A 25,132-nucleotide genomic window follows, 5' to 3' on the forward strand; every position below is an offset into this window, starting at 1 on the left:
ACCTGCGGATTAACAGTCCGTCGCTCTACCAACTGAGCTATCAGGGAAAAGAGGCAATATTATATGTCGCTTGTTCCATATTTGCAAGACTGATACTGCATCTTCACAAACATGGCCATCGCCGACTTTCTACCGCCATCAGCGCCACACTTGCATGCAGCGCCGAAGAAGCAAGATATTAAAGCACTTTGGCGATCGCGTCAATGACGATGTCGATATTGCGCGAGTTCAATGCTGCCACGCAGATACGGCCCGTGTCGACGGCGTAGATCGATTGTTCGCGCAAGGAGGCCACCTGCTCCTTGGTGAGGCCCGAGTACGAGAACATGCCGATTTGCTGGCGCACGAATTCGAAGTCGTGGCCTGGCGCCTTGGCTTTCAGCTTTTCCACGAAGGCATTGCGCATTTCGCGGATGCGCACGCGCATGCCGGCCAGCTCCTCTTCCCACAACTGGCGCAGTTCCGGCGTGGCCAGGACGGTGGCAACCACCTTGCCGCCGTGTACTGGCGGGTTCGAGTAGTTGGTGCGCACGACGCGCTTCAGCTGCGACAGCAAACGGGCCGCTTCGTCGGCGCTCGAGGCGACGACGCTCAGGGCGCCCACGCGCTCGCCGTACAGCGAGAACGATTTCGAGAACGAGTTCGACACCAGCAGCGGGCCGCCCGCGTCGGCGAAGCGGCGCACCACGGCGCCGTCTTCGGCGATACCGTTGGCGAAGCCTTGATACGCCATGTCCAGGAACGGCACCAGGCCGCGCGAGGTCACCACGCTGATGATCTGATCCCACTGGGCCACGCTCAGGTCGGCGCCGGTCGGGTTGTGGCAGCAGGCGTGCAGCACGACGATGGAGCCGGCTGGCATGGCGTTCAGGCTGGCCAGCATGCCGTCGAAGTTCACGCCATGGGTGGCGGCATCGTAGTAAGTGTAGTTATTGACGACGAAACCGGCGTTTTCGAACAGCGCACGGTGGTTTTCCCAGCTCGGGTCGCTGATGTAGACTTGGGCGCCCGGCGCGAAGCGCTGCAGGAAGTCGGCACCGATCTTCAGTGCGCCCGTGCCGCCGATGGCTTGCACGGTGACGGCGCGGCGCTCTTGAATTACGGCGCTGTCGGCGCCAAATACGAGTTCTTGCACAGCCTTGTCGTAGGCGGCAAGGCCTTCGATCGGCAGATAGGTGCGTGGCGCCGCCTGTTCGATCAGGATGGCTTCCGCCTTGCGTACGCAAGCTAACAGAGGCACTTTGCCGTTGTCGTCATAATAGACGCCAACGCCCAGATTGATTTTGGCGGGATTCTGGTCCGCGTTAAATGCTTCGGTGATGCCCAGGATCGGGTCGCGTGGGGCCATCTCGATGGCGCTAAACAGACTGGCAGAAACAGTTGGGTTCGTCATGATAAGATTGGATTCGATTGGAAGCAGGTTCACAGCGGAGTTGTAGACAGCGCCCCAAAATACAACGCCAGGGCCGCCAGCAGAGCACTATTCTAACAAAGGTCTGATTCACATGCCCGAATTATCTACCGCCAGCGAGGCGGAAAGCGCAATTATCTCTTTCCCGGACTCCCCGTTCAAGCTGCACCAGCCCTTCCCTCCGGCCGGTGACCAGCCCACGGCCATCGACCAGTTGTCAGAGGGGATTGCCGACGGACTGGCCTTCCAGACCCTGCTGGGCGTGACCGGTTCGGGCAAGACCTACACCATGGCCAACGTCATCGCGCGCATGGGCCGGCCCGCCATCGTCTTCGCGCCCAACAAGACCCTGGCCGCGCAGCTGTACAGCGAGTTCCGCGACTTTTTCCCGCAAAACGCGGTCGAATACTTCGTCAGCTACTACGATTACTACCAGCCCGAAGCCTACGTGCCGCAGCGCGACCTGTTCATCGAAAAGGACTCGTCGATCAACGAACATATCGAGCAGATGCGCCTGTCGTGCACCAAGTCGCTGATGGAACGGCGCGACGTCATCATCGTCGCCACCGTCTCGGCCATCTACGGTATCGGTAACCCGAACGAATACCACCAGATGATCCTGACGTTGCGCGTAAAAGACAAGGTCGCCCAGCGCGACGTCATCGCGCGCCTGATCCAGATGCAGTACACGCGCAACGAGGTCGATTTCGGCCGCGGCACCTTCCGCGTGCGCGGCGACACGATCGACATCTTCCCCGCCGAGCATGCGGAGCTGGCCGTGCGCCTGGAAATGTTCGACGACGAGATCGAATCGATCCAGCTGTTCGACCCGCTGACGGGCCGCGTACGCCAGAAAATCCCCCGCTTCACCGTGTACCCGGGCTCGCACTATGTGACGCCCCGCTCCACCGTACTGCGCGCCGTGGAAACCATCAAGGACGAGCTGCGCGAGCGCCTCGAATTCTTCCGCAAGGAGAACAAGCTGATCGAAGAGCAGCGGCTCGAGCAGCGCACGCGCTTCGACCTGGAAATGATGGCGGAAATCGGTTTCACCAAGGGCATCGAGAACTACTCGCGCCACCTGTCCGGCGCGCTGCCGGGCGAGCCGCCGCCTACCCTGGTCGATTACCTGCCGCCCGACGCCATCATGTTCCTCGACGAGTCGCACGTGCTGACGGGCCAGCTGAGCGCCATGTACAACGGCGACCGTTCGCGCAAGACGAACCTCGTCGACTACGGCTTCCGCCTGCCGTCGGCGCTCGACAACCGGCCCTTGAAATTCGAGGAATTCGAGCAGAAGATGCGCCAGACCGTGTTCGTCTCGGCCACGCCGGCCGAATACGAAAAGAACCATTCCGACCAGGTGGTCGAACAGGTCGTGCGGCCCACGGGCCTGGTCGACCCGCAAATCATCGTGCGCCCGGCCAGCAGCCAGGTCGACGACCTGATGTCGGAAATCGTCGAGCGCATCAAGAAGGACGAGCGCGTGCTGGTGACGACCCTGACCAAGCGCATGTCCGAGCAATTGACGGAATACCTGGGCGACCATGGCATCAAGGTGCGCTACCTGCACAGCGATATCGAAACGGTGGAGCGCGTGGAAATCCTGCGCGACCTGCGCCTGGGCACGTTCGACGTGCTCGTGGGGATCAACCTGCTGCGCGAGGGCCTGGACTTGCCGGAAGTGTCGCTGGTCGCCATCCTCGACGCGGACAAGGAAGGCTTTTTGCGCTCCGAGCGCAGCCTGATCCAGACCATCGGCCGCGCCGCGCGTAACCTGAACGGCACGGCAATTTTGTACGGCGACCGCATCACGGACTCCATGCGCCGCGCCATCGACGAGACGGAACGCCGCCGCGCCAAGCAGATCGCCTTCAATACGGCCAACAACATCATCCCGATCGGCGTGAAGAAATCGATCCGCGAAATGATCGACGGCGTCTACAGCCCGCAGGAAGCGCGCGAAACCCTGCAAGTGGCGCAGGAAGCAGCCAAGTTCGAAGCCATGAGCGAGAAACAGGTCAGCAAGGAAATCAAGCGCCTGGAAAAACTGATGGTCGACCACGCCAAGAACCTCGAGTTCGAAAAGGCGGCGCAAGTGCGCGACCAGCTGCATATCCTCAAGCAGCAGCTGTTAGGCGCACCGGGTACCGACAATGTAGCGTCGATACTGGGCAAATAAACCTCGCGTAGGTCGGATTAGCTGGCCGCCAGGCCAGCGTAATCCGACAACATTGTTGGCGCTGTCGGTGTCGGATTACGCGGCCTTGCCGCTAATCCGACCTACCTGAGCCGCTCGCTACCGCACTAGCGCCTACAGGACCGCTGTCCATGGTTCGCCCTACTCCGGCAGCGAATAGTCGATGTCGTAGAAATGCTGGCCGTTTTCAATGCGGATGGCCAGCGTCCCGCTGATACCCGTCAGCTGCCCCGTGCCGGAATGCGGCACGATGACGATGGACAGCTGCTGCTTGCCATCGGCCATGGTGCCCGCATGCTGCGCCACGAAGCTGCCTTCCCTGCCCTGCAGCACTCCCGTGATGGCTTCCATGGCGACATAGCCGGCCGCGCCTTTGGTGTCGGTGACGGCGCTGAGCATCTCCCCCTTGGCCGTGGCGACCAGGTCGCCGGCATAGACTTTGTCGAGCAATACCTTGCCCAAGGTCGTGCGCCCCGCGCGCTGGGGCGCCGCGGATGGCGTCATGGTAATGCTGAAACTTCCCGTGGCGTGCACTGGCATGCGATGATCTCCCTCTGCAGACGAGGCGGCGCCGGCCGACGCCACCGATAGACAACATGCGGCCAGCATCAGGCCGGACAAGCTGTGTGATTTCATGATTCCCTTTCAATCGATGCGAGAGAACCAGCTTAAGGCAGCGCAGGAGACAAATATTGGATAAAACCGACAACACGCGCAATGTGCTCGCCGCGCGCGGCCAGGCACCGAAAGGCATCGTCGACCCGCAGGCGGCGGCGCGACGCATACGGCTGGCGACCTATCCGCCGGAGACCGCGCTGGCGCCGTTCGTCGAGTACTTCTGGGTGGTCGAATGGGACAGGCGGGGCTGCGCGCCGGAGACGCAGCGCGTACTGCCCTATCCAAACGCCCACCTGGTGTTCGACCTTGGGCGCACGGCCATCCATGGCGTGGTGCGCGGCGCCTTTGACAGGCCGTTGACCGGTGCGGGCAAGGTGTTGGGCGTGCGTTTCGCGCCGGGCGGCCTGCGCCCGTTCATCACCCAGCCCCTGTCATCGTTCACCGATACGACCATCGCAGCCGATGCCCTGCTGGACATGCTGGCAGGGCAAGCCGAGGCGCTGGTGCTGGGGCAAGCCGGCGATGCGGCCATGGTGGCGCAGGCACAGGCGCTGCTGCTGACCAGGCTGCCGCAGGTCGATGACGCGGCCCTGCTGGCCGCCAGGCTGACGGCCGCAGCGGCGGCCCACAACGGCCCGGCGAGCGTGGCGCAGCTGTGCGAAAAAATGGCCATCGGCGAACGCCGGCTGCAGCGCCTGTTCTCCAATTACGTGGGCGTGCCGCCGAAGTGGGTGATCCAGCGCTACCGTCTGCAGGAAGCGATCTGGCGCCTGGCGCAGCCCGATGTCCCCGACCTGGCCAGCCTGGCGCATGCACTGGGCTTTTTTGACCAGGCCCATTTCAGCCGCAGCTTTGCCGAACTGGTGGGCAGCACGCCGCTCGACTATCGCCGCTCGCAACTGCCGACAAACGCCTAGCCGGCCGCTTTCACGTCGTCGATATACGCGCGGATGATGGCGGCGAAATCCGCATCAGCCGTCAAGCCTAGCGCTTCGGCACGTTGGGTATCCCAGGCGCCGGGCCAGCTCTTGACGATGCGTTCCACGGCCGGATCGGGCGCATAGCTGATGCGCTTTGTTACTTCGCTGCCGGCCACTTCTTCGAGTGCGGCGATCATCTCGCCCACGCTCACGCTCAAACCCGGCAAGTTCACCGTGCGGCTGGCGCCTAACGCCTCGCCCGCCAGTTCATGGCCGGCGATCAGCGAGGCGATGGCGCCGCGCGGCGACAGCAGCCATAGACGCAAATCGGTAGACACGGGGCACACGGCCGCCTCGCCATTCAACGGTTCGCGGATGATGCCGCTGGCGAACGAGGACGCGGCCTTGTTCGGTTTGCCGGGACGCACGCTGATGGTGGGCAGGCGCAGCACGCGGCCATCGACGAAGCCGCGGCGGCTGTAATCGTTGAGCAGCAATTCGCCGATGGCTTTTTGCGCACCGTACGAGGACTGGGGGTTGAGCGCCGTCGTATCCTGCACCACGTCCGGCAGATTACCGCCATACACGGCCACGGAACTGGTAAACACGACCTTCGGCTTGTGTCCCAGTTCGCCGCAGATATCGAGCAGCAAACGCGAGGCGTCGAGGTTGATGCGCATGCCCAGCTCGAAATCGGCTTCCGCCTGGCCGCTGACGATGGCGGCAAGGTGGAAGATCGAACTGGTCTGCGCATCGACGGTGGCGCGCATCAGCGTGCCGTCGGCGATGTCGCCCGTGACCACTTTGACGCGCGCATCGTTGAAGTCATGCGCGGCCACCACGTCGACCAGTACCAGCTCGCTGATCGTTTGCAACTGGCCGTGGCTGTCCGTCAGCTGGCCTTGCGCCAGCAACTGGCGCGCCAGGCGCTGCCCCAGGAATCCGGCGCCGCCGGTAATCAGTACTTTCATCTTCATGCTCCTTGTTTGTTGTTGTAAGCGGCAAGCCAGCCCAGGCCATCCTGAGTACGCCCGCGCGGACGGTATTCGCAGCCGATCCAGCCCTCGTAGCCCAGGTCATCGAGCAGCGTGAACAGATACGGATAATTGACTTCGCCATCGTCCGGTTCATTGCGCGCCGGGACGCTGGCGATCTGCACGTGGCCGATGCCGTCGAAGTTGTTTTTGAACGTCATGGCGATATCGCCCTCGACGATCTGCGTGTGGTAAAAATCCATCTGCACCTTGACGTTGGCCGCGCCCGACTCCAGGCGCAGCGCATGGCCCTGTGCCTGCGTGACGAGGAAGTAGCCGGGCATGTCGCGCCCGTTGATCGGTTCGATCAGCAGCTCAAGGCCATGCTCGCCCACGGCCTGGGCCGCGTACCGCAGGTTGGCCAGGTAGGTGGCGCGGTGCAGCTTGACGTCGGCGCCCACGGGCAGCAGGCCCGCCATCATGTGCACGCGCGGCGTGCCCAGCGCCAGCGCATACTCGATGGCGCGCGCCACGCCGGCACGGAATTCTTCTTCGCGGCCCGGCAGCGAAGCGATGCCCCGCTCACCGGCCGCCCAGTCGCCCGGCGGCAGGTTGAACAGCACATTTATCAAACCGTGCTCGCGCAGCCAGCCGGCCACTTCCTGCGGCGCGTAATCGTAGGGGAACAGGAATTCGACGCCTTTAAAACCCGCTTGCGCGGCGGCGGCAAAGCGCTGCGGGAAAGGGACTTCGTTGAACATCATGGTCAAATTGGCGGCAAAGCGGGGCATGCGGTATCTCCTTGGGAATCTTATATGTCGAGTTTGAACGTGTGCTTCAGGTCCGCGATCTGCGCCGCGTCGAGCGGGCGCGTGGGCACGTCGCGCAGCAGCAGGAACAGCTTGGCCGTCTCTTCCAGTTCCTCGGCCGCATACACAGCCGCTTCCAGGCTCGTGCCCGAGACGACGGGACCGTGATTGGCCAGCAGCACGGCCGAGTGCTTGCGCGCCATGGCGCTGATCGCACCGGCCAGCGCCGGGTCACCGGGCCGGTGATACGGCACCAGCGGCAAGCGCCCCACCTTCATCACAAAGTAGGGCGTGAGCGGCGGAATGCAGTCGTCATGGTTCAAGCCGCACATGCACGACACGGCGGCCGAATGGGTCGAATGCAAGTGCACGATGGCGCCGGCGCTGCCCCGCTGTTCGTACATGGCGCGGTGCAGGAACGCCTCTTTTGACGGCGGCGCGCCGCTGATCAGATTGCCGTCCCAATCGAGCTTGGACAATTGCGCCGGATCGAGCCGGCCCAGGCTGGCGTTCGTCGGCGTGAGCAGCCAGCCGTCATCCAGGCGCACGCTCAGGTTGCCGCTGCTGCCGGCCGTCAAGCCCCGCTCGAACAGCGACTTGCCGAAGTCGACGATCAGCTCGCGCTGGCGCGATTCGGTGGCGCTCATGCCAGCACCTGCCAGGCCTTGCTGAAGAAATCGACCGTGCCGAAATTGCCGGACTTGAGCGCCAGCGCCAAGGGCGCCATGCCATCGTCGCCCGGCGCGGGCAAGGCTTGCGTCCACGGCACGCCAGGGTCGATCTCGGGACCGATGCGCAAGCCCGCCACGCCCAGCGCTTTCACCACGGCGCCCGAGGTTTCGCCGCCGGCGACGATCAACTGGCCCACGCCGAGGCGCACGAGGCCTTGCGCGATGGCGGCCAAGGTTTCCTCGACGAGGACGCCGGCACGCTCCACGCCCAGCTGCGCCTGCACGGCCCGCACGGCGTCAGGCGTGGCCGTGGCATAGATCAGCACCGGCCCTTGCGCCAGGTGCTCATCCGCCCATGCCAGCGCCTGCGCGACGACGGCATCGACCACTTCGCCGCCTGCGGCCAACTGCAGCGGATCGACGTGGAACGATGGCGCCAGTTCACGCAGGTGCGCCACCTGCTGCTGCGTGGCCACCGAGCAGCTGCCCGAGATCACGGCGCGCAAACCGGCCGGCGGCGGCAAGCGTCCAGCCTGTCCCGCGGGCGATGGCGCCAGCTGGCCCCGCTGGCGGAAATTCTGCGGCAGTCCCAGTGCGATGCCGGAGCCGCCCGTGATCAGTTTCAAGTCCGCGCAGGCGGCGCCGATGGCTTCCAGGTCGCGGTTCGACACGGCATCGACGACGGCGAAATGGCAGCCCTGGCCGCGCAAGTCCGTGAAGCGCTGGGCGATGGCTGCCGCGCCCTTTTCCACCACGGAGAAATCGGCCAGGCCAACCTTGGCTTGCACCTGCTGCTGCAGCACGCGCACCAGGTTCGAATCCGTCATCGGCGTCAGGGGATGCTCGCGCATGCCCGATTCGGCCAGCGGCACGTCGCCGACGAACAGGTTGCCCTTGTAGATGGTGCGGCCGTTGGCGGGGAATGCGGGACAGGCGATGGTGAAATCCGTGTCGAGCGCCCGCATCAGCGCTTCGGCCACAGGGCCAATATTACCGCGCGGCGTGGAGTCGAACGTGGAGCAGTACTTGAAGTAGAACTGTTTGCATCCGGCTTGCTGCAGCCAGGCCAGCGCGGCCAGCGATTCGGCCACGGCGTCCTCGGGCGTATTCGTGCGCGACTTGAGGGCGATGACGACGGCGTCGACATCGGCTGGCGGCGGCCCTTGCGGCACGCCGATCAGCTGCACCGTGCGCATGCCGGCCTTGACCAGCATGCCGGCCAGGTCGGTGCCCCCCGTGAAGTCATCGGCGATACATCCCAGTAGTACGGTCATGATGGTTCCTCTTGATTCAGTGACGCTTGCACCGGCAAAGTAATTCCCGGGAAAGTCTTGATGACGGCCGAGTCATCCTCGCCGCCAAAGCCTGCCGCCGACGCCTGCATGAACATCTGGTGCGCCGTAGCGGACAGCGGCAATGGAAACACGCTTTTCTTCGCGTAATCGAGCACGATGCCCAAATCCTTGACGAAGATATTCACGGCCGACAGCGGCGTGTAGTCGCCCTTCAGGATGTGCGGCACGCGGTTCTGGAACATCCAGGAACAGCCGGCGCTGTTTGAAATGACTTCGTACAAGGCGTCCGGGTCGCAGCCGGCGCGCAAGCCCAGCGCCATCGCTTCGGCGGCGGCGGCGATGTGCACGCCGGCCAGCAACTGGTTGATCATCTTGACCTTCGAACCCTGGCCCGGCTGTTCGCCCAGGCGGTACAGCTTGGCGCAGATGGCGTCAAAAATGCCGGCACAGGCATCGAATGCATCGGGCGCGCCGGCCGCCATCACCGACATCTCGCCGGCAGCCGCCTTGGCCGCGCCGCCGGAAATGGGCGCATCGATGAAGCGCAGTCCCATGGCCGCCAGGCGCGCGCCGAGGGCCTCGGCAAACTCGGGCGCCACGGTGGCGCAGGCGATCACCACGCTGCCCGGCGCCAGACTGGCAGCCGCACCGTGTTCGCCAAACAGCACGGCTTCCGTCTGTTGCGCATTGACGACGACGATCAGCATCGCTTGCACCTGCGCCGCCAGCGCGGCCGGAGACTGCGCCGCATGGGCGCCCTGGCCGGCCAGCGCTTGCACGGTGTCGGCGCGCACGTCGCAGGCATGTACTTCAAAGCCGGCGCGCAGCAACGATTGCGCGATGCCCATGCCCATGGCCCCCAGGCCGATCACGCCAACTTTTTTCATTTCTACGTTCATCTGCTACTCCAGTTTTATTTGTTCACCAGCTTGGCCGGCACGCGCATGATGATGGCCGCGCCAATCACCAGGATGCCGGCCAGCAGGTAGATGGCGATGTCGGTCGACTGCGTCAGGTCCTTGATGAAACCGATCATGTACGGCGCCGCGAAACCGGCCAGGTTGCCCACCGAGTTGATGGCGGCGATGCCGGCGGCGGCCGAGACGCCGCCGAGAAAAGCCGTCGGCAGGCTCCAGAACATCGGCGAGGCAGCCAGGATGCCGCCGGCGGCGATCGTCAGGAAGAAGATGGCCCAGCCCGTGTTATGGGCGCCGGCCAGCGCACTGCAGACGATGGCGGCGGCGCCGACGACCAGCGGGATGGCCATGTGCCAGCGGCGTTCGCGGTATTTGTCCGAGCTGCGGCCCAGCAAAATCATCGACGCCACGGCCACCGAGTACGGGATCGCCGTGAACAGGCCGATATTGAGCACGCCCGTCACGCCGGCCGCCTTGATCAGGCTGGGCAGCCAGAAGGTCAGCGAATACTGGCCCATCACGCAGCAGAAATAAATCAGGGCCATGACCCAGATGCGCGGGTCGGCGAACATGGCACGGATCGACGGGTGCGATACCTTGCCCTGCGCTTCCGTGGCGATGCGCTGTTCGAGGATGACTTTTTCATCTTCCGTCAGCCACTTCGCGGCGCGGATGCTGTTATCGAGGTAGCACAGCACGGCCACGCCCATCAGCGCGGCGGGAATCGCTTCGAGCACGAACATCCACTGCCAACCCGCATAACCGTGCCAGCCGGCGAAGGTTTCCATGATCCAGCCCGACAGGGGGCCGCCGATCAGGCCCGCCACGGGAATGGCGGCCATGAAGGTGCACACCATGCGCGCGCGGCGCTCGGACGGATACCAGTAGGTCAAATAAAGAATGATGCCGGGGAAGAAACCCGCTTCGGCGATGCCGAGCAGGAAACGCATGACGTAGAACTGGGTCGGCGTCGTGACGAACATGAAGGCGCCCGAGATGACGGCCCACGTGATCATGATGCGGGCGATCCACACGCGCGCGCCGATCTTGTGCAGCATCACGTTGCTGGGCACTTCGAACAGGAAGTAGCCGAGGAAGAACACGCCCGCGCCCAGGCCGTACACGGTTTCCGAAAACTGCAGATCGGCCAGCATTTGCAGCTTGGCGAAGCCCACGTTCACACGGTCGAGGTAAGCGACGATGTAGCACAGCATGAGGAAGGGAATGATGCGCCAGGTCACCTTGCGGTAGACGGCGTCGTCGATGGTTTTCTGGCTTGCGGCGGCGCCGGCCGGCTGTCCGGGCAATGCTTGTGATACGTCCATGCTTGTCTCCTGATCGCTGGGGGGGTCGACCGTGCCGGGTTTTTATGGTCCACCGGAGGTGGCTGGCAACTTGTCTAAAATTTGTATGGATGTATAATATGTGTGTGTTTTGTGTGTGTCAAGCTGTATATTCCATATAATGGCAAGCAGGCAAGCCCCATGAGAACCGCTAGCACAAGGATGCACCGATGGACCGCACGTTCCGCTTTACCCTTCCCCCGCCGGAGCCCGCCGCGGGCAGTTTCACCACCGGCACCCTGGGTGCGCGGGTGGCGGCACGGCTGCGCCAGCAAATCCACAACGATGGTCTGGCCGGCGGCACGCGTTTGCCGTCGGAGCAGGCGATGGCCAGCCACTTCGGCGTGAGCCGCACGGTGCTGCGCGAAGCCATCGCCCTGCTGCAGGCCGACGGCATCCTCGTTACGCGCAAGGGCAGCGGCACCTTCGTGTGCGCGCAGGATGGCGCGAAGACGGGCGAACGGGGCGACGCGCTGACGGAGCAGTCCGTGCAATCGCTGCTGAACCTGATCGAGGTGCGGCAAGGGCTGGAGGCGGAAATCGCCGCGCTGGCGGCCGTGCGGCGCACGCCGGGCCAGCTGGCCGACATCGAGCATGCGTTGCACCGGATCGAGGAAGCCGTGGCGGCCGGCGTCGACGGCGTGGAAGAAGACGTGCGCCTGCACCTGTCGATCGCTGAAGCGACGGGCAATCCCTATTGGCCGAAATTCGTTGCCATGTTTGCCGACCCGATCCGCTCGGCCGTGAAGGTGACGCGCGCGAATGAAGCGCGGCGCACGGACTTTTCCATCGAAGTGCGGCACGAACATGAAAAGATCGTCCAGGCGATCGCCGATGGCGACCCGCAACGGGCGCGCCAGGCGGCCATGGAACACATGCAGCATGCGGCCGAGCGCGTGCGCCTGGCCGACCGCGAATTCTGGCGCGGCGACGGCGGCGCGCTGGCGCGTACACTGGGGCGCGATCCCATCATGCAAAAATAAGACCGCTCACGCCCGCCGCCCCTGCTTGCCTATGCTCGCGCTCATCATGTCGAACAGGGTGCGCGACGCGGGCGGCATCGCGTGCTGATGCCGGCTGATCAGGCCCAATGTCCGTTTCACGGCGGGATTGACGAGCGGCACGCCGACCACCGTGCCCTGCCGCTCCGGCAAAATCGACAGCCCTGGCACCGCCGCCACGCCCAAACCCGACTCCACCAGCGCCAAGATGCCTGACACGTGGTTGATCTCGCACGAGATCCACGGATGCTTTTCCACGCCGGCCAGCGCCGCATCGAGCACGCTGCGGTTGCCGCTCGACTTGGCCACCGAGATATAGCGTTCGTCGACGGTATCCTTCCAGCTCAACTTCTTGCGCCTGGCCAGCCGGTGGTCGTGCCGCATCGCCAGCACGTAGGTCTCGACATAGATGGGCTGGAAAAGAATCTCCGGATTTTCCGCGCCTGTAAAACTGATGCCGAAATCCGCCTCGCCTGTCAGCACGAGGTTGAGCACGTCCTGCGCGCTTTCATCATGCACGCGCACGCGGATTTTCGGAAACTGCGCGCTGAAGCGCTTGAGCACGTCCGGCAGGAAGTGCCACACGGCCGATGGCACGCAGGCGAACGTCACCGTCCCGGTACGGTGCGCGGCCAGGTCGGCGACACCGAGCACGGCATCCTCGAGGCCATTGAGCGCATCGCGCACGTTCACCAGAAACACCTGCCCCACATTCGTCAGCTGCACGCGCCGGGTGGTGCGTTCGAACAGCTTGACGCCCAGCGCATCCTCGAGTTTTTCAATGCGGCGGCTCAGTGCCGGCTGCGACAGGAACAGGTCGGCCGCGGCCTGGCGAAAGCTGTTGCGCTCCGCCACGGCCACGAAGGCCTGCAAATCATGAAGTTCGTAATTGATGCGCTGCATGCATGAATCCCCGGAAAAATTGCAATTATCAAATTATGCCATTTCAACGATGATGAGGCCTTAATGCTGAGCCTCGCCAAGAAGGCATCACCCCAAAAAAAGATGGAGACACCATGCGACATTGTTCCACTTTCGCGCTGTTGTTCGCGGCCAGCGGCACCTGCCTGGCCCAGAGCGGCGCGGTTTTGTATGGCATCGCGGATGCCGGCATCCGCTATGGTAAAGGCTTGAACGCCGCCAATGCACCCACGCCCGGCGGCACCACGCCCGCCGTCAGCAGCGGCATCAACAACACGAGCCGCTGGGGCCTGCGCGGCCAGGAAGACCTCGGCGGCGGCTGGCAGGCGCTGTACCGCCTCGAGGGCGGCCTGAATCTGGACACGGGCAGCGCGGCCAAATCCGACAAGCTGTTCGACCGGCAAGCGTGGGTGGGCCTGAAGTCGCCGCTGGGCTCCGTGACCCTGGGGCGCCAGGCGACCTTGCTGGCCGACGCCATCGCACCGGTGGACCCGCTGGGCATCCGCTACGCCTCGTTCAATCCGAACGTGAACATCACGGGCTTGAGCAATACGGCTTTTGGCCGCCACTCGTTCGGCCAGCAATACGGCAGCAGCGGCTATGCCGACAACTTCTACCGGCTCGACAACATGGTGAAAACCAGCGCCAACCTCGGGCCGGTGGTGGCGCGCGCCGCCTATTCCTTTGGCGAGGTGGCGGGCGCCACGTCGCCATTGTCGACCTGGGGCGGCGCCCTGACGTACCAGCAGGCGGGGCTGGCCGTGTCCGGGGCGGTGATGCGCTTTCGCAATCGCGACAACCGCAGCCTCGACGCCGCCACCGTGGGCGCCGCCTACAAGATGGACGCCTGGCAGTTCAAGGCCAACCTGGGCTTGAACCGCGCCGACGTGGGCGCCGGCAAGTCGGTCCGGCAGAGCGTGATATCGGCCGGCGTAAGCCGGCAAATGGCGCCGGACGTGCTGCTCACGACCGCCTACTACAAGGTACGGCGCAGCGCCACGGGCCACGTCGACGACGGCTTCCAGCGTGCTTTCGCCTACCTCGAAAAAACGCTCTCGCCGCGCTCGACCCTGTATCTCGAATCGGACTACACCACGTGGCAAGGCGATGCGGCCGGCGTCACGGGAACGCGGGCCAACGACCGCAAAGGCATGGGCTTGACGCTCGGCCTCATGCACAAATTTTAACGACAGGAGAAACAACCATGCTTCAACATATCCTCGTGCGGCGCTCCGCCCCCCTACTGGCCGGCTTCATGCTGCTGGCCGCCGGCGCGGCCCATGCCGCCGATATCCGCGTGGTCAGCTCGGGCGGTTTCGCCCAGGCCTACAAAAATCTGGCACCTGCCTACGAGCGCGCCAGCGGCGACCACCTAGTTTCCGAATGGGGACCGTCGATGGGGACGACCAAGAATGCGATCCCGGCGCGCCTGGCGCGCGGCGAGCCGATCGACGTCGTCATCATGGTGGGTGACGCGCTCGACAAACTGATGCAGGAAGGCCGCCTGGTCCCCGGCAGCAAGGTGGTGCTGGCCAATTCACCGATTGCCTGCGCCGTGCGGCGCGGTGCGGCCAAGCCCGACATCAGCACCACCGAGGGCTTGCGCAGCGCTTTCCTGAAGGCGGACAAGGTCGCCTATTCGGACAGCGCCAGCGGCGTCTACATCGAGACGCAGCTGATGAACAAGTTGCAGATTTCGGAGCAGATGCAAGGCAAGGCCGCAAAAATTCCCGCCACCCCCGTCGGCGAAATCATCGCGCATGGCCAGGCCGATTTCGGCTGCCAGCAGCGCAGCGAGCTGCTGCCGGTCGATGGCATCGACATCGTCGGCCTGCTGCCGCCGGAAGTACAGAAGATGACGCAGTTTTCGGCGGCGCTGGTCCCGGGCGGCAAGGAACCGGAAGCCGGCCGCGCCTTGCTGCGCTTCCTCGCCGCCCCTGCCAACGCGGGCGCGATCGAAGCGACCGGACTGGAACCGGCGGCGGCGCCGGCGCCAACGCCAGCAATGCACTAGGCGTGCGTCACTCATCTTTCATCAATAGGTAAATCATGGACATTCCCTCCACCGCCGCACCCATCGCCAAGGCCGCAACGCCGCGCGCGCAAGTGCGTCCGCCCTCGCGCATCGCCACCGTCATCCGGGTGACGAGCGGGAACTTCATCGAAATGTACGATTTTTTCCTGTTCGGCTTTTACGCCACGTACATTGCCAAGGCCTTCTTCCCCGCCACCAGCGAATACGCTGCCCTGATGATGACGTTCGCCACCTTCGGCGCGGGGTTTTTCATGCGGCCGCTGGGCGCCATCATCCTCGGCAGCTATATCGACCGCATCGGCCGCCGCAAGGGCCTGGTGCTGACCCTGGCCATCATGGCTTCCGGCACGGCGCTGATCGCCTTCGTGCCCGGCTATGCCACCATCGGATTGCTGGCGCCGTTCCTCGTGCTGATCGGGCGTTTGCTGCAAGGCTTTTCCGCCGGCGTGGAACTGGGCGGCGTGTCCGTCTACCTGTCCGAGATGGCGACACCCGGCAACAAGGGATACTACGTCAGCTGGCAATCGGCCAGCCAGCAGGTGGCCATCATCTTTTCCGCCGCGCTCGGCTACTATCTCAACGAGACCTTGAGCAAGGAATTCATCGCGGACTGGGGCTGGCGCATCCCGTTCTTCATCGGCTGCTCCATCATCCCCGTGGTGTTCTACATCCGCCGTTCGCTGCAGGAGACCGAGGCCTACCTGACGCGCAAATCGCATCCGACGTTCCGGCAGATGCTCAAGACGATCGCGCTCAACTGGCCGCTGGTGGTCACCGGAACGATGCTGATCGTGCTGACGACGGTCGCGTTCTACCTGATCACCGTCTACACGCCGACCTTCGGCAAGAACGTGCTCAAGCTGAGCACCGAGGAAAGCCTGCTCGTCACCTTGTGCATCGGCCTGTCGAACTTCATCTGGCTGCCCGTCATGGGTGCGCTGTCCGACCGGATCGGCCGCTGGCCCATCATGGCCGTATGCTCGGCGCTGACGGTGCTGACCGCGTATCCTGCCCTGTCGTGGCTGGTCGCCCATCCCAGTTTCGACCACATGCTGATGGTGGAGCTGTGGCTGTCCTTCCTCTACGGCAGCTACAACGGGGCCACCATCGTCGCGCTGACGGAAATCATCCCGGCCAGCGTCAGGACCACGGGCTTTTCGCTGGCCTACAGCCTGGCCACCGCGCTGTTCGGCGGCATGACACCGCTGGTATCGACCCTGCTGATCGAGAGCACCGGCGACAAGGCGGCGCCAGGCTACTGGATGGCCGGCGCCGGCGCCATCAGCCTTGTGGCGACGTGGCTGATCTATCGCGGCATCGTCAGGGAGCGCCATCCGCTCCCTGCATGATGTTACGGCCAGGCGGGCCGGCGCATGTGGAACAGGCTGTCCGGCCCGATCTCGAAATAATCGGCCGGACCGCCGCCGCGCAAGATCGGCGCGGCGGCCGCCGTGTCGTACACGCCATCGTTGAGCAGGTGGCGCGCGATGTGCACGCCCACCACTTCCCCCAGCACCAGCCAGCTGCCGACACCGTCGCCATTGACGCCTTGCAGCTCGATGATCTGCGTGCGCCGGCATTCGAAGGAGACGGGACTTTCCGCCACGCGCGGCACATTGACGATGCGCGAGGCGGCCGGCGTCAGGCCGGCCAGCGCGAATTCATCGACTTCGGGCGGCGCCGGTGCGCAGCTGGTATTCATCGCGTCGGCCAGTGGGCGGGTGGCCAGGTTCCACACGAATTCGCCCGTCTGTTCGATATTGCGCAGGGTATCCTTGCGGCCGATACTGGAAAAACCGATCAGCGGCGGATGGTAATTGAAGGCGTTGAAAAAGCTGTACGGCGCCAGATTGAGCACGCCCTCGCTGCTCTGCGTGGCGATCCAGCCGATGGGCCGCGGCCCCACGATCGCATTGAAAGGGTCATGCGGCAAGCCATGGCCCTGTGCAGGTTCATAAAAGTGAATATTGTCGGCCACGCGCGTTCCTGAAGTCAAAGTCAACAGCGCCCGGGATGGAACGCCTGGAACGACAGCTTACTGGAATTGTCCCCGACCAGCCACCCTGCCCCATCAAAGCTCAGAGACATGTTTGACAGCCCATTCATGGGCTTGGACGATGTCGAGATGCAGGCTGGCAAACGACATCTTCAGCAAGCGCTCTGGCAGCGCCCAGTCCCATTTCGCGCGCCGCAAATTATGTTCCTTGTTCAGCAGAAGCTCAACAGCGGGCGGTGCCTCGCTGGCGAAGGCCAGCAAGCACGCAACCACGCGCTGTTCGCTTGCATCGTCAATCTTGACCGCTGGGCCTTGCGCTGTCGCCGCCAATCCCCGCGATTTCAGCACCAAAGCAATCGCCTCGTTGGCATGGTCTCCCAACCAGGTAAAAATGAAAACACGGCCACCGATTATCAACAGTGGCTTACGCGCCAGTCCGCAACGTTGAAACGTCTGACAACCTTCCAGCATGAGCTTTTTCGCGCCCTCATCCATAAAGGATGGCGGCAAGCCTGACTGGTACAGTTCGCGCATGCGTTCTCTGACCTTGGTATGAACATGTCCGCCACTGCCATTGAACAAGGGCGCACGACCTGTATTTGTTTTACCAACAAGAATAGTCTTGCTATCGTCGTCTATATCTTCCACTACCCAGGTCCTGCCCGCAAAGAGAATATAGTCGCCAACACTGACCGAACTCGATACGGGCAGGGAACCAAGTACGCGGCTTGCATTGACGATACGGAACTCATCCTCCGTGGCGAACGCCGCATAAAAAGTGTAGTGATTAACCAGCCGTTCGCCCTTGGAACCATGCAATAGCAGGCCGGATGCCTCCTGCTGTAATAGCTCCATTTTTCCCAGGTGGCGCAACAACTCGGCAAAATCCTTTTTTTCGGTACTCGCAAAAGGCCCTCTGGTGCAAAGGATACGGTAGGCATCGGCTGCCTGGATACCACCGTGCTGTGCAATCAGCGACAACAACTGCTGGATCAGTGTCGACAAATGCAAGCCATGCGTTTTTGGCGGCTCGATCCAGCCGTCCAGCATCAAGCTGACCATAGCGCCAAATTCCAGCGTTCCTCCCCTTAATTGGTCCATCAGCTCGGATTCGGCATGCAACTCACGCTCGGTAATATAACCGCGCAAGATGGCAGACTCCCCCGCACGCCGCCCGGAACGCCCCATGCGCTGGCGCATGCTGGCCACCGATGGCGGCGAGCCGATCTGCGCCACGCTCTTGACTGCGCCAATGTCAATACCCAGCTCGAGGGTATTGGTACAGATGGCAGTGGCGCAACCTTCCTTATTTTTCAAGGCAGCCTCTGTTTCCTCGCGAATTTCACGCGACAGGCTGCCATGGTGGGGCCAGAACTCATTAGGCGCCTTGGCGGCCTCACATAGCCGGCGCAACGCATATGTGTATTGTTCGACTTTGCCTCGGCTATTCGGAAAGATCAGGTTATTAGATCCTCGCAGCTTTGCAAACAGGTCTTGCACGATCGACAGTTCAGAGGCGGATTCGCCATCCGGCTCTTCGTCAGGTGGTGGCGCCACGTCGAGATAACCCTTGATATATATTTTTAATGCGCCACGGTCGGCTTGCGATTCGATGATATCGACCGCTGCACCGCTATGTGGACGCAAAAAATCTGCTCCCAGCCGCAGATCACCCAACGTCGCAGACAAGCCTATGCGCGGCACCATACGCCCCGCCGCCTGCTCGATACGCAACATCAGCGATTGCAATTGCTTGCCCCGTTCCGTACCGATAAAAGCATGCAGTTCATCGACCACAATGTAACGCAGGCGTGCAGCGATGCGCGGCATCTGGAAACCGCGATTGCACAGCATGGCCTCCAGCGACTCTGGCGTGATCAGAACAACTCCAGATGGCTGTTTAAAAAACCGCGTCTTTGACGAGGATGAAATATCGCCGTGCCATGGCCAGACGGGTATTTCCAATGTCGTACACAAGCGTTCCAGCCTGCCGAACTGATCGTTGATCAATGCCTTGAGCGGGCTGATATACAGGCACAGCCCATGCTCCTCGCCAGCCTTCAGCATATTGCTCAGCACTGGAAAAAAAGCCGCTTCGGTCTTGCCTGCGGCAGTGGCGGCAGCAATGATGACATCGCGTCCACCACTGCTGATCGCAGCGATCGAGCGCTCCTGGATATCGCGCAATATGCTCCAGTTTTCCGCCCATATCCAACGCTGGATACGTTCATCGAGCAGGGAGAACGACGACGAAAATGGGTCAGTCATATGCGTCAGAGCTTGAATGACGCGAACTCGTCGTCGGCTTCGACCTCGCTATCAGACATACCAGCCATATCAGGTATGACTTCAACAGCACCTAACAGTTGCCGCCATGAAGCGCCAGGATTTTGCTCCAGTACCGCCAGCAAATTGACAAAGGCTGTGATAGTCGTGCGCGGCGTGCGGAAGTAACTGTCGCCGAGGCGCCGCGCGCAATGCTCCATGAAAGCCGGTAAAGCTTCATCAGGCAGCAGATATTTCTCAGCGATGCCATGTGCGTGCACGTGACGCAGTTTGTCCAGCAGCACATAAAAGTCTTCGGGACGCAAGCTCGCCAGCCTCAGCACGGGGCCGCTATAATCGACCAGACCAGCAACGGCAAAAGTATTTTCCGCCAACCGGCTTTGCAGGGCCGGATAGCTGAACAGGCCGCGCCGCGTATCGAGTAGGAATTCCGGCGTACCGCCCATAATGAATCCGAGCCCTACCGCCGTACCTTGCAAGGTGTCATTCAGGATACGCAGTATCTGCTCATAGTTGGCGTTGCGCGCCGGCGTATTGGCCAGTTTGTACAAATTGACCAGTTCATCAAGACAGACGACAAAGCCGGCGTAACCAGCCAGTCGCACGAAGCGGGCGAACAGCTTCAACTGATCGTAAAAAGAGGCATCGTCTACAATGGAACGTACGCCCAATGCCTGGCGCGCTTCAGTCTTGGTATTGAATTCACCGCGCAGCCAGCGGATCGCATCGGATTTCAATACCTCGTCACCGGCCTCGAACCCACGACAGTATGCTGCGATCACATCAGCAAAATCAAAACCGTTAACCATCTCCGTCAAATGTTCAAGCTTTTGCCGTATCACTTCCTCGGTACTGGCACCTTGCGCCAGTGCTTCGGTTTTGGCATTGGCAATAAATCGTTCGACGATGCCTGCCATCGCGCCACCATCAGGCTTGGTGCGAGTGGAAAGATTGCGCATCAATTCCGCGTACAACGAGCGTGCCTGGCCACCGGTTGCATGCAGGCGCCGATCGGGATTCAGGTCGGCGTTGGCTGTCACCAGTTTTTTTTCCATCGCCACAGAACGTATCAGGTTAAGAAAAAAAGTCTTGCCAGCGCCATATTCACCAATAACAAAGCGTATCGTCGAACCGCCATCGGCGATACGATCAAGATCTGCCACCAGCGTCTCGATCTCCGGTTTGCGGCCAACCTGGATCAGGTGTTGACCGGCACGTGGCACGACGCCGGCACGCAAGGACTGGATCACCGCGTCGCGGTCTTTGGGACGGATAGCTGGAGCGTTCATTGAGCAAGTCTTTCAAGAATGTCGGGATTGATGTCGATGGGATCGTCGCCTTCGGTGCAGGACATATCGAACGCGTCGAAGCACGCTTCGTTGATCCGCTCCAGGGCGCCATCAAGCATAACGCCTGCATCGCGGGCGATTGGTTCCAGCTCCGAGCGCTGCCATGAAACGCGCGACAGCAGATGGCGGGAAAACGCGGCGTGCATGGCATCAAGACCAAGTAATCCGTCTTGACTGTCGAGTGGCGGCAGCGCGACTTCAGAAGTCGCTTCGTCCTGAAAGATATCGCCCAATAGGGTTGCCACCTGTTGACTGTCTTTTTGTAATGCCGCAATGCGCGCGAGATCCAGCACAAAGCCGCCTGACGACACACTTGAACCGTTTGCTGGCGGATGTGCTGTCGCGGCAGCATGTACTTGACTGTACATTTTTTCATGCTCAACACCCAACAGTGTGCAGACCTTTTCCAGCACCGCGATTTCCTGGCGTGTCGCAGGTGCTCCCACCATCGTGATGATGCAGTCGGCACAGGCATCCCGCGCGGTCAGTGGGAGCGCCGCAATACGACGTTTGAAGGAACTCAGCGCGACTGGTTGCAGCAGAATAAGGCGCGCCATCAGGCGGCGCTGCTGGTGGGGCGTCAACTGGCGCCAAGCGGTGATCTGTGCCTGGCAAAGTGGCCATTTATGGTCAGAATACACACCTTCCGACTGCGCCATGGCAATCAGCAACTCCAGACTCAGCAAGGCAGTATAGTAAAACGGCGCGTCATCGCCCGCTTCTTCGCACTCTGCGGCTCGGTACAGCGCCACCCGTTCGGTCAAAGCTGCGTTGCCTGCCACGGACAGGATGTCCGGCTCCATGGCAATCTGCTGCGACAGCAGCGCCGCAGCCAAAGCACGCAAACTGTCTTTGCCGATCCCGTCCGATGCACCAAAATGCCGTGCCAGTTCATTCACAGACATCACCAGCACCGTCTCGCCCAAGCTCGCAGTCAAGTAACAAAGAGTTTGCTTCGCCTTCTCAGGCCATAGTGAATATGGCAATAACACCCAGGCATCCAAGGTTGCTCGTCTGTCTGGGCGATGCTCAATGAAACGACTATAAGCGTCCAGTTCCGCCGAGCAGACATCGATCAGTTTTTGCAGGGTTTGCTGCGGAACGCTGGCGATGGTGAGATCGGGAATATCGGCTAGCACTACCTTCCTGCCCGCGCCCTCCTTCAATCCTGGCGACGCGGGCGAATATGGCAGGCACAGCTTGTGCGACGTCGAAACAAGCGCGATACCATCGCCATGCAACCGCCTGTACATCAGGCGAAACAAGCATTCAAATTCTTCAGGACAGCGGCTTGCCGCCGTGCGCAATATCAGCGCCGGATCGTAACGGACCCACGCCCAACCCATATCTACGGTCAGTAGCGTCTTGTCGCGACATGCTTGCCCGAGCGCCACCCGCAAATGCAGGGGCATGCCATCTTCAGGACGCAGATCTGGTATCGGCTGCAGATATAACCGCTCTGGATTGCTTGCCAATTGCAGAACTTCTAAAAGAGACATGCAATGACGCGAAAACAATCCGGACTTGCCGCCATAATGTTTATGCAGCCGTGTGAGTTCTTTGATAATCTGCGGTATTTCCGCATCAATGGCACGGTGATTTTCCGCATCGATCAATACTCGCCGTTCGAGTCCATAAAAGAAGGCGAATACATAAGCGATATCGGCATCTGGACTACTACGCCCATCGGCAAGCCAACGCAAGTAAGCTCCGCGCTGCTGAGGCAAGGCATCCGCATAACTCGACCAGTAGAAATTCACGGGAGTCGCATAGTCGCTCCCGAAATCGACACTCTTGCGAGGATCGATCAGGGCAGGATCGGCCCTACCGCTATTCCCTGGCAAGCTTTGACCAACATAAATCATCCCGCCAGAAATCAACAGGCCGCCAATCTCCACGCTTTCATGACGCGCTATCCATTGAGCGACAGGGGCATGCACGGGCGGCGGGGGAATGCGGTAGCCAGATGGATCAGCCAATAGAACCTCGCTTGTTTTTTCCTGACATGTTGATGCTGGCGGCACAAGATCACTTACTGCGCTTGACACGGGCAAAGACGCGATGCCTGAAACTGGCGCCTCTGTAGTGAGCAGCACGGAACAGGAAGGCAATTCAGGCGGCGAAGAACGCCGCAATTTTTGCCTGCGCGCGCGATAGCGGCATCCTACATACAGTGCACCGGCAATCAACGACAGCAGTAAGGCTGGGCTTATCAAATGGTAAGCGGCAAATGCCAGCAATACAATGAAAAACATCCAGCGCCATGATGAGACACACTCTAACCAAAACCTGAATCTTTTCTTCCACACCACATTCTTCTTTCCGCCACAGATACAGGTAAATTAAGGTAAGGCAATGAAAGTAAGATGCTTTATTGTATAGAAATGTTGGCGTCAGCGAATGCTTATCTTGCCTTGCGGATTTTTTTGCAACGTCACATCGGCTATCCGCTCGTCGTACAAGTACCCGTGCGGTTTTTACCTACCGCCTCGCGCATGGACTAGCAAGGCGACAATTGTATGGCGCGCCGCACCATGCCTCGCTTATGATGGGACAACTCAACCCTTATCATTCCGCTACCGCCCATGCCTACCCTCACGCTGCACCAGAAAGTGTTCCTGCTCCTCCTGAGCATCGTCACCATCGGCTTCGGCTGGATACTGGCGCCGTATGCGGGCGCCATCTTCTGGGGCGTCATCCTGGCGATCCTGTTCGCGCCCGTGTACCGCTGGCTGCTGTTGAAAACCAGGGGCCGCGCCGGCCTGGCGTCGCTGCTGACCTTGCTGCTGATCATCGTCATCGTCATCCTGCCGCTGTCGCTCATTTCCGTATCGCTTGTGAACCAGGCGGCCAGCGTCGTGGAAATGGTACGTTCGGGCGAATTCACGGTTGCCATGTTCTTCAATAAAATCATGGCGGTGCTGCCGCAATGGCTGATCAACTTGCTCGACCGCTTCAACCTGACCAGCCTGGCCAGCCTGCAGGACAAACTGGCCGAGGGCGCCACGCAGGTGAGCCAGGTGGTGGCGGTGAAAGCCATCAACGTGGGCCTGTACACCTTCGAATTCCTCACCAGCCTGTGCATCATGCTGTACCTGCTGTTTTTCCTCATGCGCGATGGCTCGACCCTGTCGGCCCGCATCAAGGGCGCCGTGCCGCTGAGCCGCAAGTACAAGCAGCGCCTGTTCACCAATTTCACCACCGTGATCCGCGCCACGGTGAAAGGCAACATCCTCGTGGCAATCGCCCAGGGCGCCCTCGGCGGGCTGGCGTTCTGGTTCCTCGACGTGCCGGCGCCCCTGCTGTGGGCCGTGCTGATGGCCTTCCTGTCGCTGCTGCCGGCCGTCGGCGCCGCCCTCGTCTGGGCGCCCGTGGCCGTCTACTTCCTGGCCACGGGCGCCATCTGGCAAGGCGCGGGCCTGGCCGCCTTCGGCGTCTTCGTCATCGGCCTGGTCGACAACGTGCTGCGCCCTATCCTGGTGGGCAAGGACACCAAGATGCCCGACTACGTGGTGCTGCTGTCGACCGTGGGCGGCATGGCCCTGTTTGGCCTGAACGGCTTCGTCATCGGCCCCGTGGTCGCGGCCCTGTTCATCGCCTCATGGGACCTGTTCGTCTCGGCCAGCGAATTCCAGGCCGAGGATTGAGGCGCCGTCCCAGCCTGCAAAAATAAACCATCGAGAACCCGGCCTGCGGGCGGCGCCACTTGCGCTTCCCGAAACGGGCCGGAACCGCCTGGCGGCAGAGTGTCCGCCAGCGCCGGCCAGCCTCGGCAACTATCCACATGAGACCACATTTCATAGCAACTATCATGTTGCAATAGTATACATTTAGCAACAAATGCAAAAATATAGTTTTTGACGCAGCAGGAGCCGCGGCGTAGTGTCGGTCGTCCCGACAACCACGTAATGAGGAGCCTTCCATGGCAAATCCACTGTGCTTAATGATGCCGGTACTACCCGGCACCAATCCGATCTCCATCGCCGCAGCATTGCAGGAATACCAGACGAAGATCAATACCGCCCTCACCAATATCGGTACCGTGCACTTTGCCCGCTTCGTCCTGTTTGACCGCTCGCAGGCCAATCTGCTACCCAACATTGGCAAGACGGGTACTTCCGATACCCTGATCATCGGCGTCATCACCGAGTATGACGGCAGCTTCAACGGCTACATCGAGGATTTCGTGGCCCAGCTGGGCGAGGTATTCGACGCGCTGCTGCAGTTTGTCGTGGGCGGCAAGGCGCTGATGCCCGTTGCCAACCATGTGGCCGCATTCGAAGCCTTCATCACCGCCAACGACGCCGCGCAGCACGTGCCCAACACGGGCCTGTATAACGCCTATCCGCAGACCGTCCAGCAAATCCTCGCTTCCGTCTAAAGAAA

General features: G+C 61.8%; 22 protein-coding genes. 9 read left to right on the top strand and 13 right to left on the bottom strand.

Annotated features, from left to right (window positions below; all coding sequences use genetic code 11):
* Positions 1-182: hypothetical protein (locus JAB6_RS29550; protein ID WP_217494603.1), on the top strand; the 182-nt coding region annotated here is incomplete at its 5' end.
* Here the strand turns inward: JAB6_RS29550 and JAB6_RS04095 are convergent.
* The gene (locus JAB6_RS04095) at positions 179-1,393 is read right to left on the bottom strand and encodes an amino acid aminotransferase (protein ID WP_175444492.1); all 1,215 of its coding nucleotides are present in this window, start codon (positions 1,391-1,393) and stop codon (positions 179-181) included. The genes JAB6_RS29550 and JAB6_RS04095 overlap by 4 nt on opposite strands.
* Before the next feature lie 112 nt (positions 1,394-1,505).
* On the opposite strand from JAB6_RS04095, the gene uvrB reads away from it, so the two are divergent.
* Positions 1,506-3,593 carry an excinuclease ABC subunit UvrB gene (gene uvrB / locus JAB6_RS04100; protein WP_070301502.1) on the top strand — a complete coding sequence of 696 codons (2,088 nt, stop codon included), beginning with the start codon at positions 1,506-1,508 and terminating at the stop codon, positions 3,591-3,593.
* Between the two features lie 159 nt (positions 3,594-3,752).
* Here the strand turns inward: uvrB and JAB6_RS04105 are convergent, their stop codons facing one another.
* Positions 3,753-4,247 carry a DUF3224 domain-containing protein gene (locus JAB6_RS04105; protein WP_254671463.1) on the bottom strand — a complete coding sequence of 165 codons (495 nt, stop codon included), beginning with the start codon at positions 4,245-4,247 and terminating at the stop codon, positions 3,753-3,755.
* Positions 4,248-4,303: 56 nt separating this feature from the next.
* On the opposite strand from JAB6_RS04105, the gene JAB6_RS04110 reads away from it, so the two are divergent.
* A complete protein-coding gene (locus tag JAB6_RS04110; RefSeq protein ID WP_254671464.1) occupies positions 4,304-5,146 on the top strand; it encodes a helix-turn-helix domain-containing protein in 843 nt (280 codons plus the stop codon).
* Here JAB6_RS04110 and denD read toward each other — a convergent pair.
* From denD to JAB6_RS04140, 6 genes are read right to left on the bottom strand one after another with little or no spacing between them, the layout of a single operon-like run.
* Positions 5,143-6,120 carry a D-erythronate dehydrogenase gene (gene denD, locus JAB6_RS04115; RefSeq protein ID WP_070301504.1) on the bottom strand — a complete coding sequence of 326 codons (978 nt, stop codon included), beginning with the start codon at positions 6,118-6,120 and terminating at the stop codon, positions 5,143-5,145. The two genes, JAB6_RS04110 and denD, sit on opposite strands and share 4 nt — an antisense overlap.
* A 2-nt stretch (positions 6,121-6,122) precedes the next feature.
* On the bottom strand, positions 6,123-6,914 hold the full coding sequence (gene otnI, locus JAB6_RS04120; RefSeq protein WP_070301505.1) for a 2-oxo-tetronate isomerase: 792 nt from the start codon (positions 6,912-6,914) through the stop codon (positions 6,123-6,125).
* A 20-nt stretch (positions 6,915-6,934) separates the two neighbouring features.
* Positions 6,935-7,579 carry a 3-oxo-tetronate 4-phosphate decarboxylase gene (gene otnC, locus JAB6_RS04125; RefSeq protein WP_070301506.1) on the bottom strand — a complete coding sequence of 215 codons (645 nt, stop codon included), beginning with the start codon at positions 7,577-7,579 and terminating at the stop codon, positions 6,935-6,937.
* Positions 7,576-8,877: a 3-oxo-tetronate kinase gene (gene otnK / locus JAB6_RS04130; protein WP_070301507.1), complete on the bottom strand. Its 1,302-nt coding sequence runs from the start codon at positions 8,875-8,877 to the stop codon at positions 7,576-7,578. The genes otnC and otnK overlap by 4 nt, the downstream gene beginning before the upstream one ends.
* Entirely contained in the window at positions 8,874-9,797 is a 924-nt protein-coding gene (gene ltnD / locus JAB6_RS04135) for an L-threonate dehydrogenase (protein WP_083292526.1), read from the bottom strand. The genes otnK and ltnD overlap by 4 nt, the downstream gene beginning before the upstream one ends.
* A 14-nt stretch (positions 9,798-9,811) precedes the next feature.
* Entirely contained in the window at positions 9,812-11,140 is a 1,329-nt protein-coding gene (locus tag JAB6_RS04140; protein WP_070301509.1) for an MFS transporter, read from the bottom strand.
* Between the two features lie 188 nt (positions 11,141-11,328).
* Between JAB6_RS04140 and JAB6_RS04145 the strand changes: the two genes are divergently transcribed.
* On the top strand, positions 11,329-12,141 hold the full coding sequence (locus JAB6_RS04145) for a FadR/GntR family transcriptional regulator (RefSeq protein ID WP_034752003.1): 813 nt from the start codon (positions 11,329-11,331) through the stop codon (positions 12,139-12,141).
* A 6-nt stretch (positions 12,142-12,147) separates the two neighbouring features.
* On the opposite strand, the gene JAB6_RS04150 is transcribed toward JAB6_RS04145, so the two are convergent.
* Complete coding sequence (locus JAB6_RS04150) at positions 12,148-13,062, bottom strand: LysR family transcriptional regulator (protein ID WP_070301510.1); 915 nt, start codon at positions 13,060-13,062, stop codon at positions 12,148-12,150.
* A gap of 113 nt (positions 13,063-13,175) precedes the next feature.
* On the opposite strand from JAB6_RS04150, the gene JAB6_RS04155 reads away from it, so the two are divergent.
* From JAB6_RS04155 to JAB6_RS04165, 3 genes are read left to right on the top strand one after another with little or no spacing between them, the layout of a single operon-like run.
* Entirely contained in the window at positions 13,176-14,267 is a 1,092-nt protein-coding gene (locus JAB6_RS04155) for a porin (RefSeq protein WP_070301511.1), read from the top strand.
* 17 nt (positions 14,268-14,284) lie between these two features.
* Positions 14,285-15,094: a substrate-binding domain-containing protein gene (locus JAB6_RS04160; protein ID WP_070301512.1), complete on the top strand. Its 810-nt coding sequence runs from the start codon at positions 14,285-14,287 to the stop codon at positions 15,092-15,094.
* Between the two features lie 35 nt (positions 15,095-15,129).
* Entirely contained in the window at positions 15,130-16,464 is a 1,335-nt protein-coding gene (locus JAB6_RS04165; protein WP_080698578.1) for an MFS transporter, read from the top strand.
* A 2-nt stretch (positions 16,465-16,466) separates the two neighbouring features.
* Here JAB6_RS04165 and JAB6_RS04170 read toward each other — a convergent pair whose 3' ends face one another.
* The 4 genes from JAB6_RS04170 to JAB6_RS28330 form a co-directional block, all read right to left on the bottom strand.
* Positions 16,467-17,093: a flavin reductase family protein gene (locus JAB6_RS04170; RefSeq protein ID WP_070301513.1), complete on the bottom strand. Its 627-nt coding sequence runs from the start codon at positions 17,091-17,093 to the stop codon at positions 16,467-16,469.
* Between the two features lie 93 nt (positions 17,094-17,186).
* The gene (locus JAB6_RS04175; protein WP_070301514.1) at positions 17,187-19,379 is read right to left on the bottom strand and encodes a DEAD/DEAH box helicase; all 2,193 of its coding nucleotides are present in this window, start codon (positions 19,377-19,379) and stop codon (positions 17,187-17,189) included.
* Positions 19,380-19,384: 5 nt separating this feature from the next.
* Positions 19,385-20,686, bottom strand: a complete 1,302-nt coding sequence (locus JAB6_RS04180) for an ATP-binding protein (RefSeq protein ID WP_070301515.1) — start codon at positions 20,684-20,686, stop codon at positions 19,385-19,387.
* Positions 20,683-23,058: a TerB N-terminal domain-containing protein gene (locus JAB6_RS28330; protein ID WP_139143279.1), complete on the bottom strand. Its 2,376-nt coding sequence runs from the start codon at positions 23,056-23,058 to the stop codon at positions 20,683-20,685. The genes JAB6_RS04180 and JAB6_RS28330 overlap by 4 nt, the downstream gene beginning before the upstream one ends.
* A gap of 273 nt (positions 23,059-23,331) precedes the next feature.
* Here JAB6_RS28330 and JAB6_RS04195 point away from each other — a divergent pair, with 273 nt between their 5' ends.
* Together JAB6_RS04195 and JAB6_RS04200 are read left to right on the top strand one after the other, a co-directional pair.
* Positions 23,332-24,393 carry an AI-2E family transporter gene (locus JAB6_RS04195; protein ID WP_070301518.1) on the top strand — a complete coding sequence of 354 codons (1,062 nt, stop codon included), beginning with the start codon at positions 23,332-23,334 and terminating at the stop codon, positions 24,391-24,393.
* Positions 24,394-24,668: 275 nt separating this feature from the next.
* Positions 24,669-25,127 carry a hypothetical protein gene (locus JAB6_RS04200; RefSeq protein ID WP_139143280.1) on the top strand — a complete coding sequence of 153 codons (459 nt, stop codon included), beginning with the start codon at positions 24,669-24,671 and terminating at the stop codon, positions 25,125-25,127.
* Positions 25,128-25,132: the final 5 nt, after the last annotated feature.

The organism is Janthinobacterium sp. HH104, assembly GCF_001758715.1.
Taxonomy (GTDB): domain Bacteria; phylum Pseudomonadota; class Gammaproteobacteria; order Burkholderiales; family Burkholderiaceae_D; genus Janthinobacterium; species Janthinobacterium aestuarii.

What these genes read in the sequence shown, in the direction of transcription:
- denD (WP_070301504.1), bottom strand. Translation starts at nt 6,120, where the DNA reads ATGAAAGTACTGATTACCGGCGGCGCCGGATTCCTGGGGCAGCGCCTG.
- JAB6_RS04160 (WP_070301512.1), top strand. Translation starts at nt 14,285, where the DNA reads ATGCTTCAACATATCCTCGTGCGGCGCTCCGCCCCCCTACTGGCCGGC.
- JAB6_RS04165 (WP_080698578.1), top strand. Translation starts at nt 15,130, where the DNA reads ATGGACATTCCCTCCACCGCCGCACCCATCGCCAAGGCCGCAACGCCG.
- JAB6_RS04145 (WP_034752003.1), top strand. Translation starts at nt 11,329, where the DNA reads ATGGACCGCACGTTCCGCTTTACCCTTCCCCCGCCGGAGCCCGCCGCG.
- JAB6_RS04195 (WP_070301518.1), top strand. Translation starts at nt 23,332, where the DNA reads ATGCCTACCCTCACGCTGCACCAGAAAGTGTTCCTGCTCCTCCTGAGC.
- otnK (WP_070301507.1), bottom strand. Translation starts at nt 8,877, where the DNA reads ATGACCGTACTACTGGGATGTATCGCCGATGACTTCACGGGGGGCACC.
- otnC (WP_070301506.1), bottom strand. Translation starts at nt 7,579, where the DNA reads ATGAGCGCCACCGAATCGCGCCAGCGCGAGCTGATCGTCGACTTCGGC.
- JAB6_RS04175 (WP_070301514.1), bottom strand. Translation starts at nt 19,379, where the DNA reads ATGACTGACCCATTTTCGTCGTCGTTCTCCCTGCTCGATGAACGTATC.
- JAB6_RS04200 (WP_139143280.1), top strand. Translation starts at nt 24,669, where the DNA reads ATGGCAAATCCACTGTGCTTAATGATGCCGGTACTACCCGGCACCAAT.
- JAB6_RS04155 (WP_070301511.1), top strand. Translation starts at nt 13,176, where the DNA reads ATGCGACATTGTTCCACTTTCGCGCTGTTGTTCGCGGCCAGCGGCACC.
- JAB6_RS04140 (WP_070301509.1), bottom strand. Translation starts at nt 11,140, where the DNA reads ATGGACGTATCACAAGCATTGCCCGGACAGCCGGCCGGCGCCGCCGCA.
- JAB6_RS04150 (WP_070301510.1), bottom strand. Translation starts at nt 13,062, where the DNA reads ATGCAGCGCATCAATTACGAACTTCATGATTTGCAGGCCTTCGTGGCC.
- ltnD (WP_083292526.1), bottom strand. Translation starts at nt 9,797, where the DNA reads ATGAACGTAGAAATGAAAAAAGTTGGCGTGATCGGCCTGGGGGCCATG.
- JAB6_RS04095 (WP_175444492.1), bottom strand. Translation starts at nt 1,393, where the DNA reads ATGACGAACCCAACTGTTTCTGCCAGTCTGTTTAGCGCCATCGAGATG.
- JAB6_RS04180 (WP_070301515.1), bottom strand. Translation starts at nt 20,686, where the DNA reads ATGAACGCTCCAGCTATCCGTCCCAAAGACCGCGACGCGGTGATCCAG.
- otnI (WP_070301505.1), bottom strand. Translation starts at nt 6,914, where the DNA reads ATGCCCCGCTTTGCCGCCAATTTGACCATGATGTTCAACGAAGTCCCT.
- JAB6_RS04105 (WP_254671463.1), bottom strand. Translation starts at nt 4,247, where the DNA reads ATGAAATCACACAGCTTGTCCGGCCTGATGCTGGCCGCATGTTGTCTA.
- uvrB (WP_070301502.1), top strand. Translation starts at nt 1,506, where the DNA reads ATGCCCGAATTATCTACCGCCAGCGAGGCGGAAAGCGCAATTATCTCT.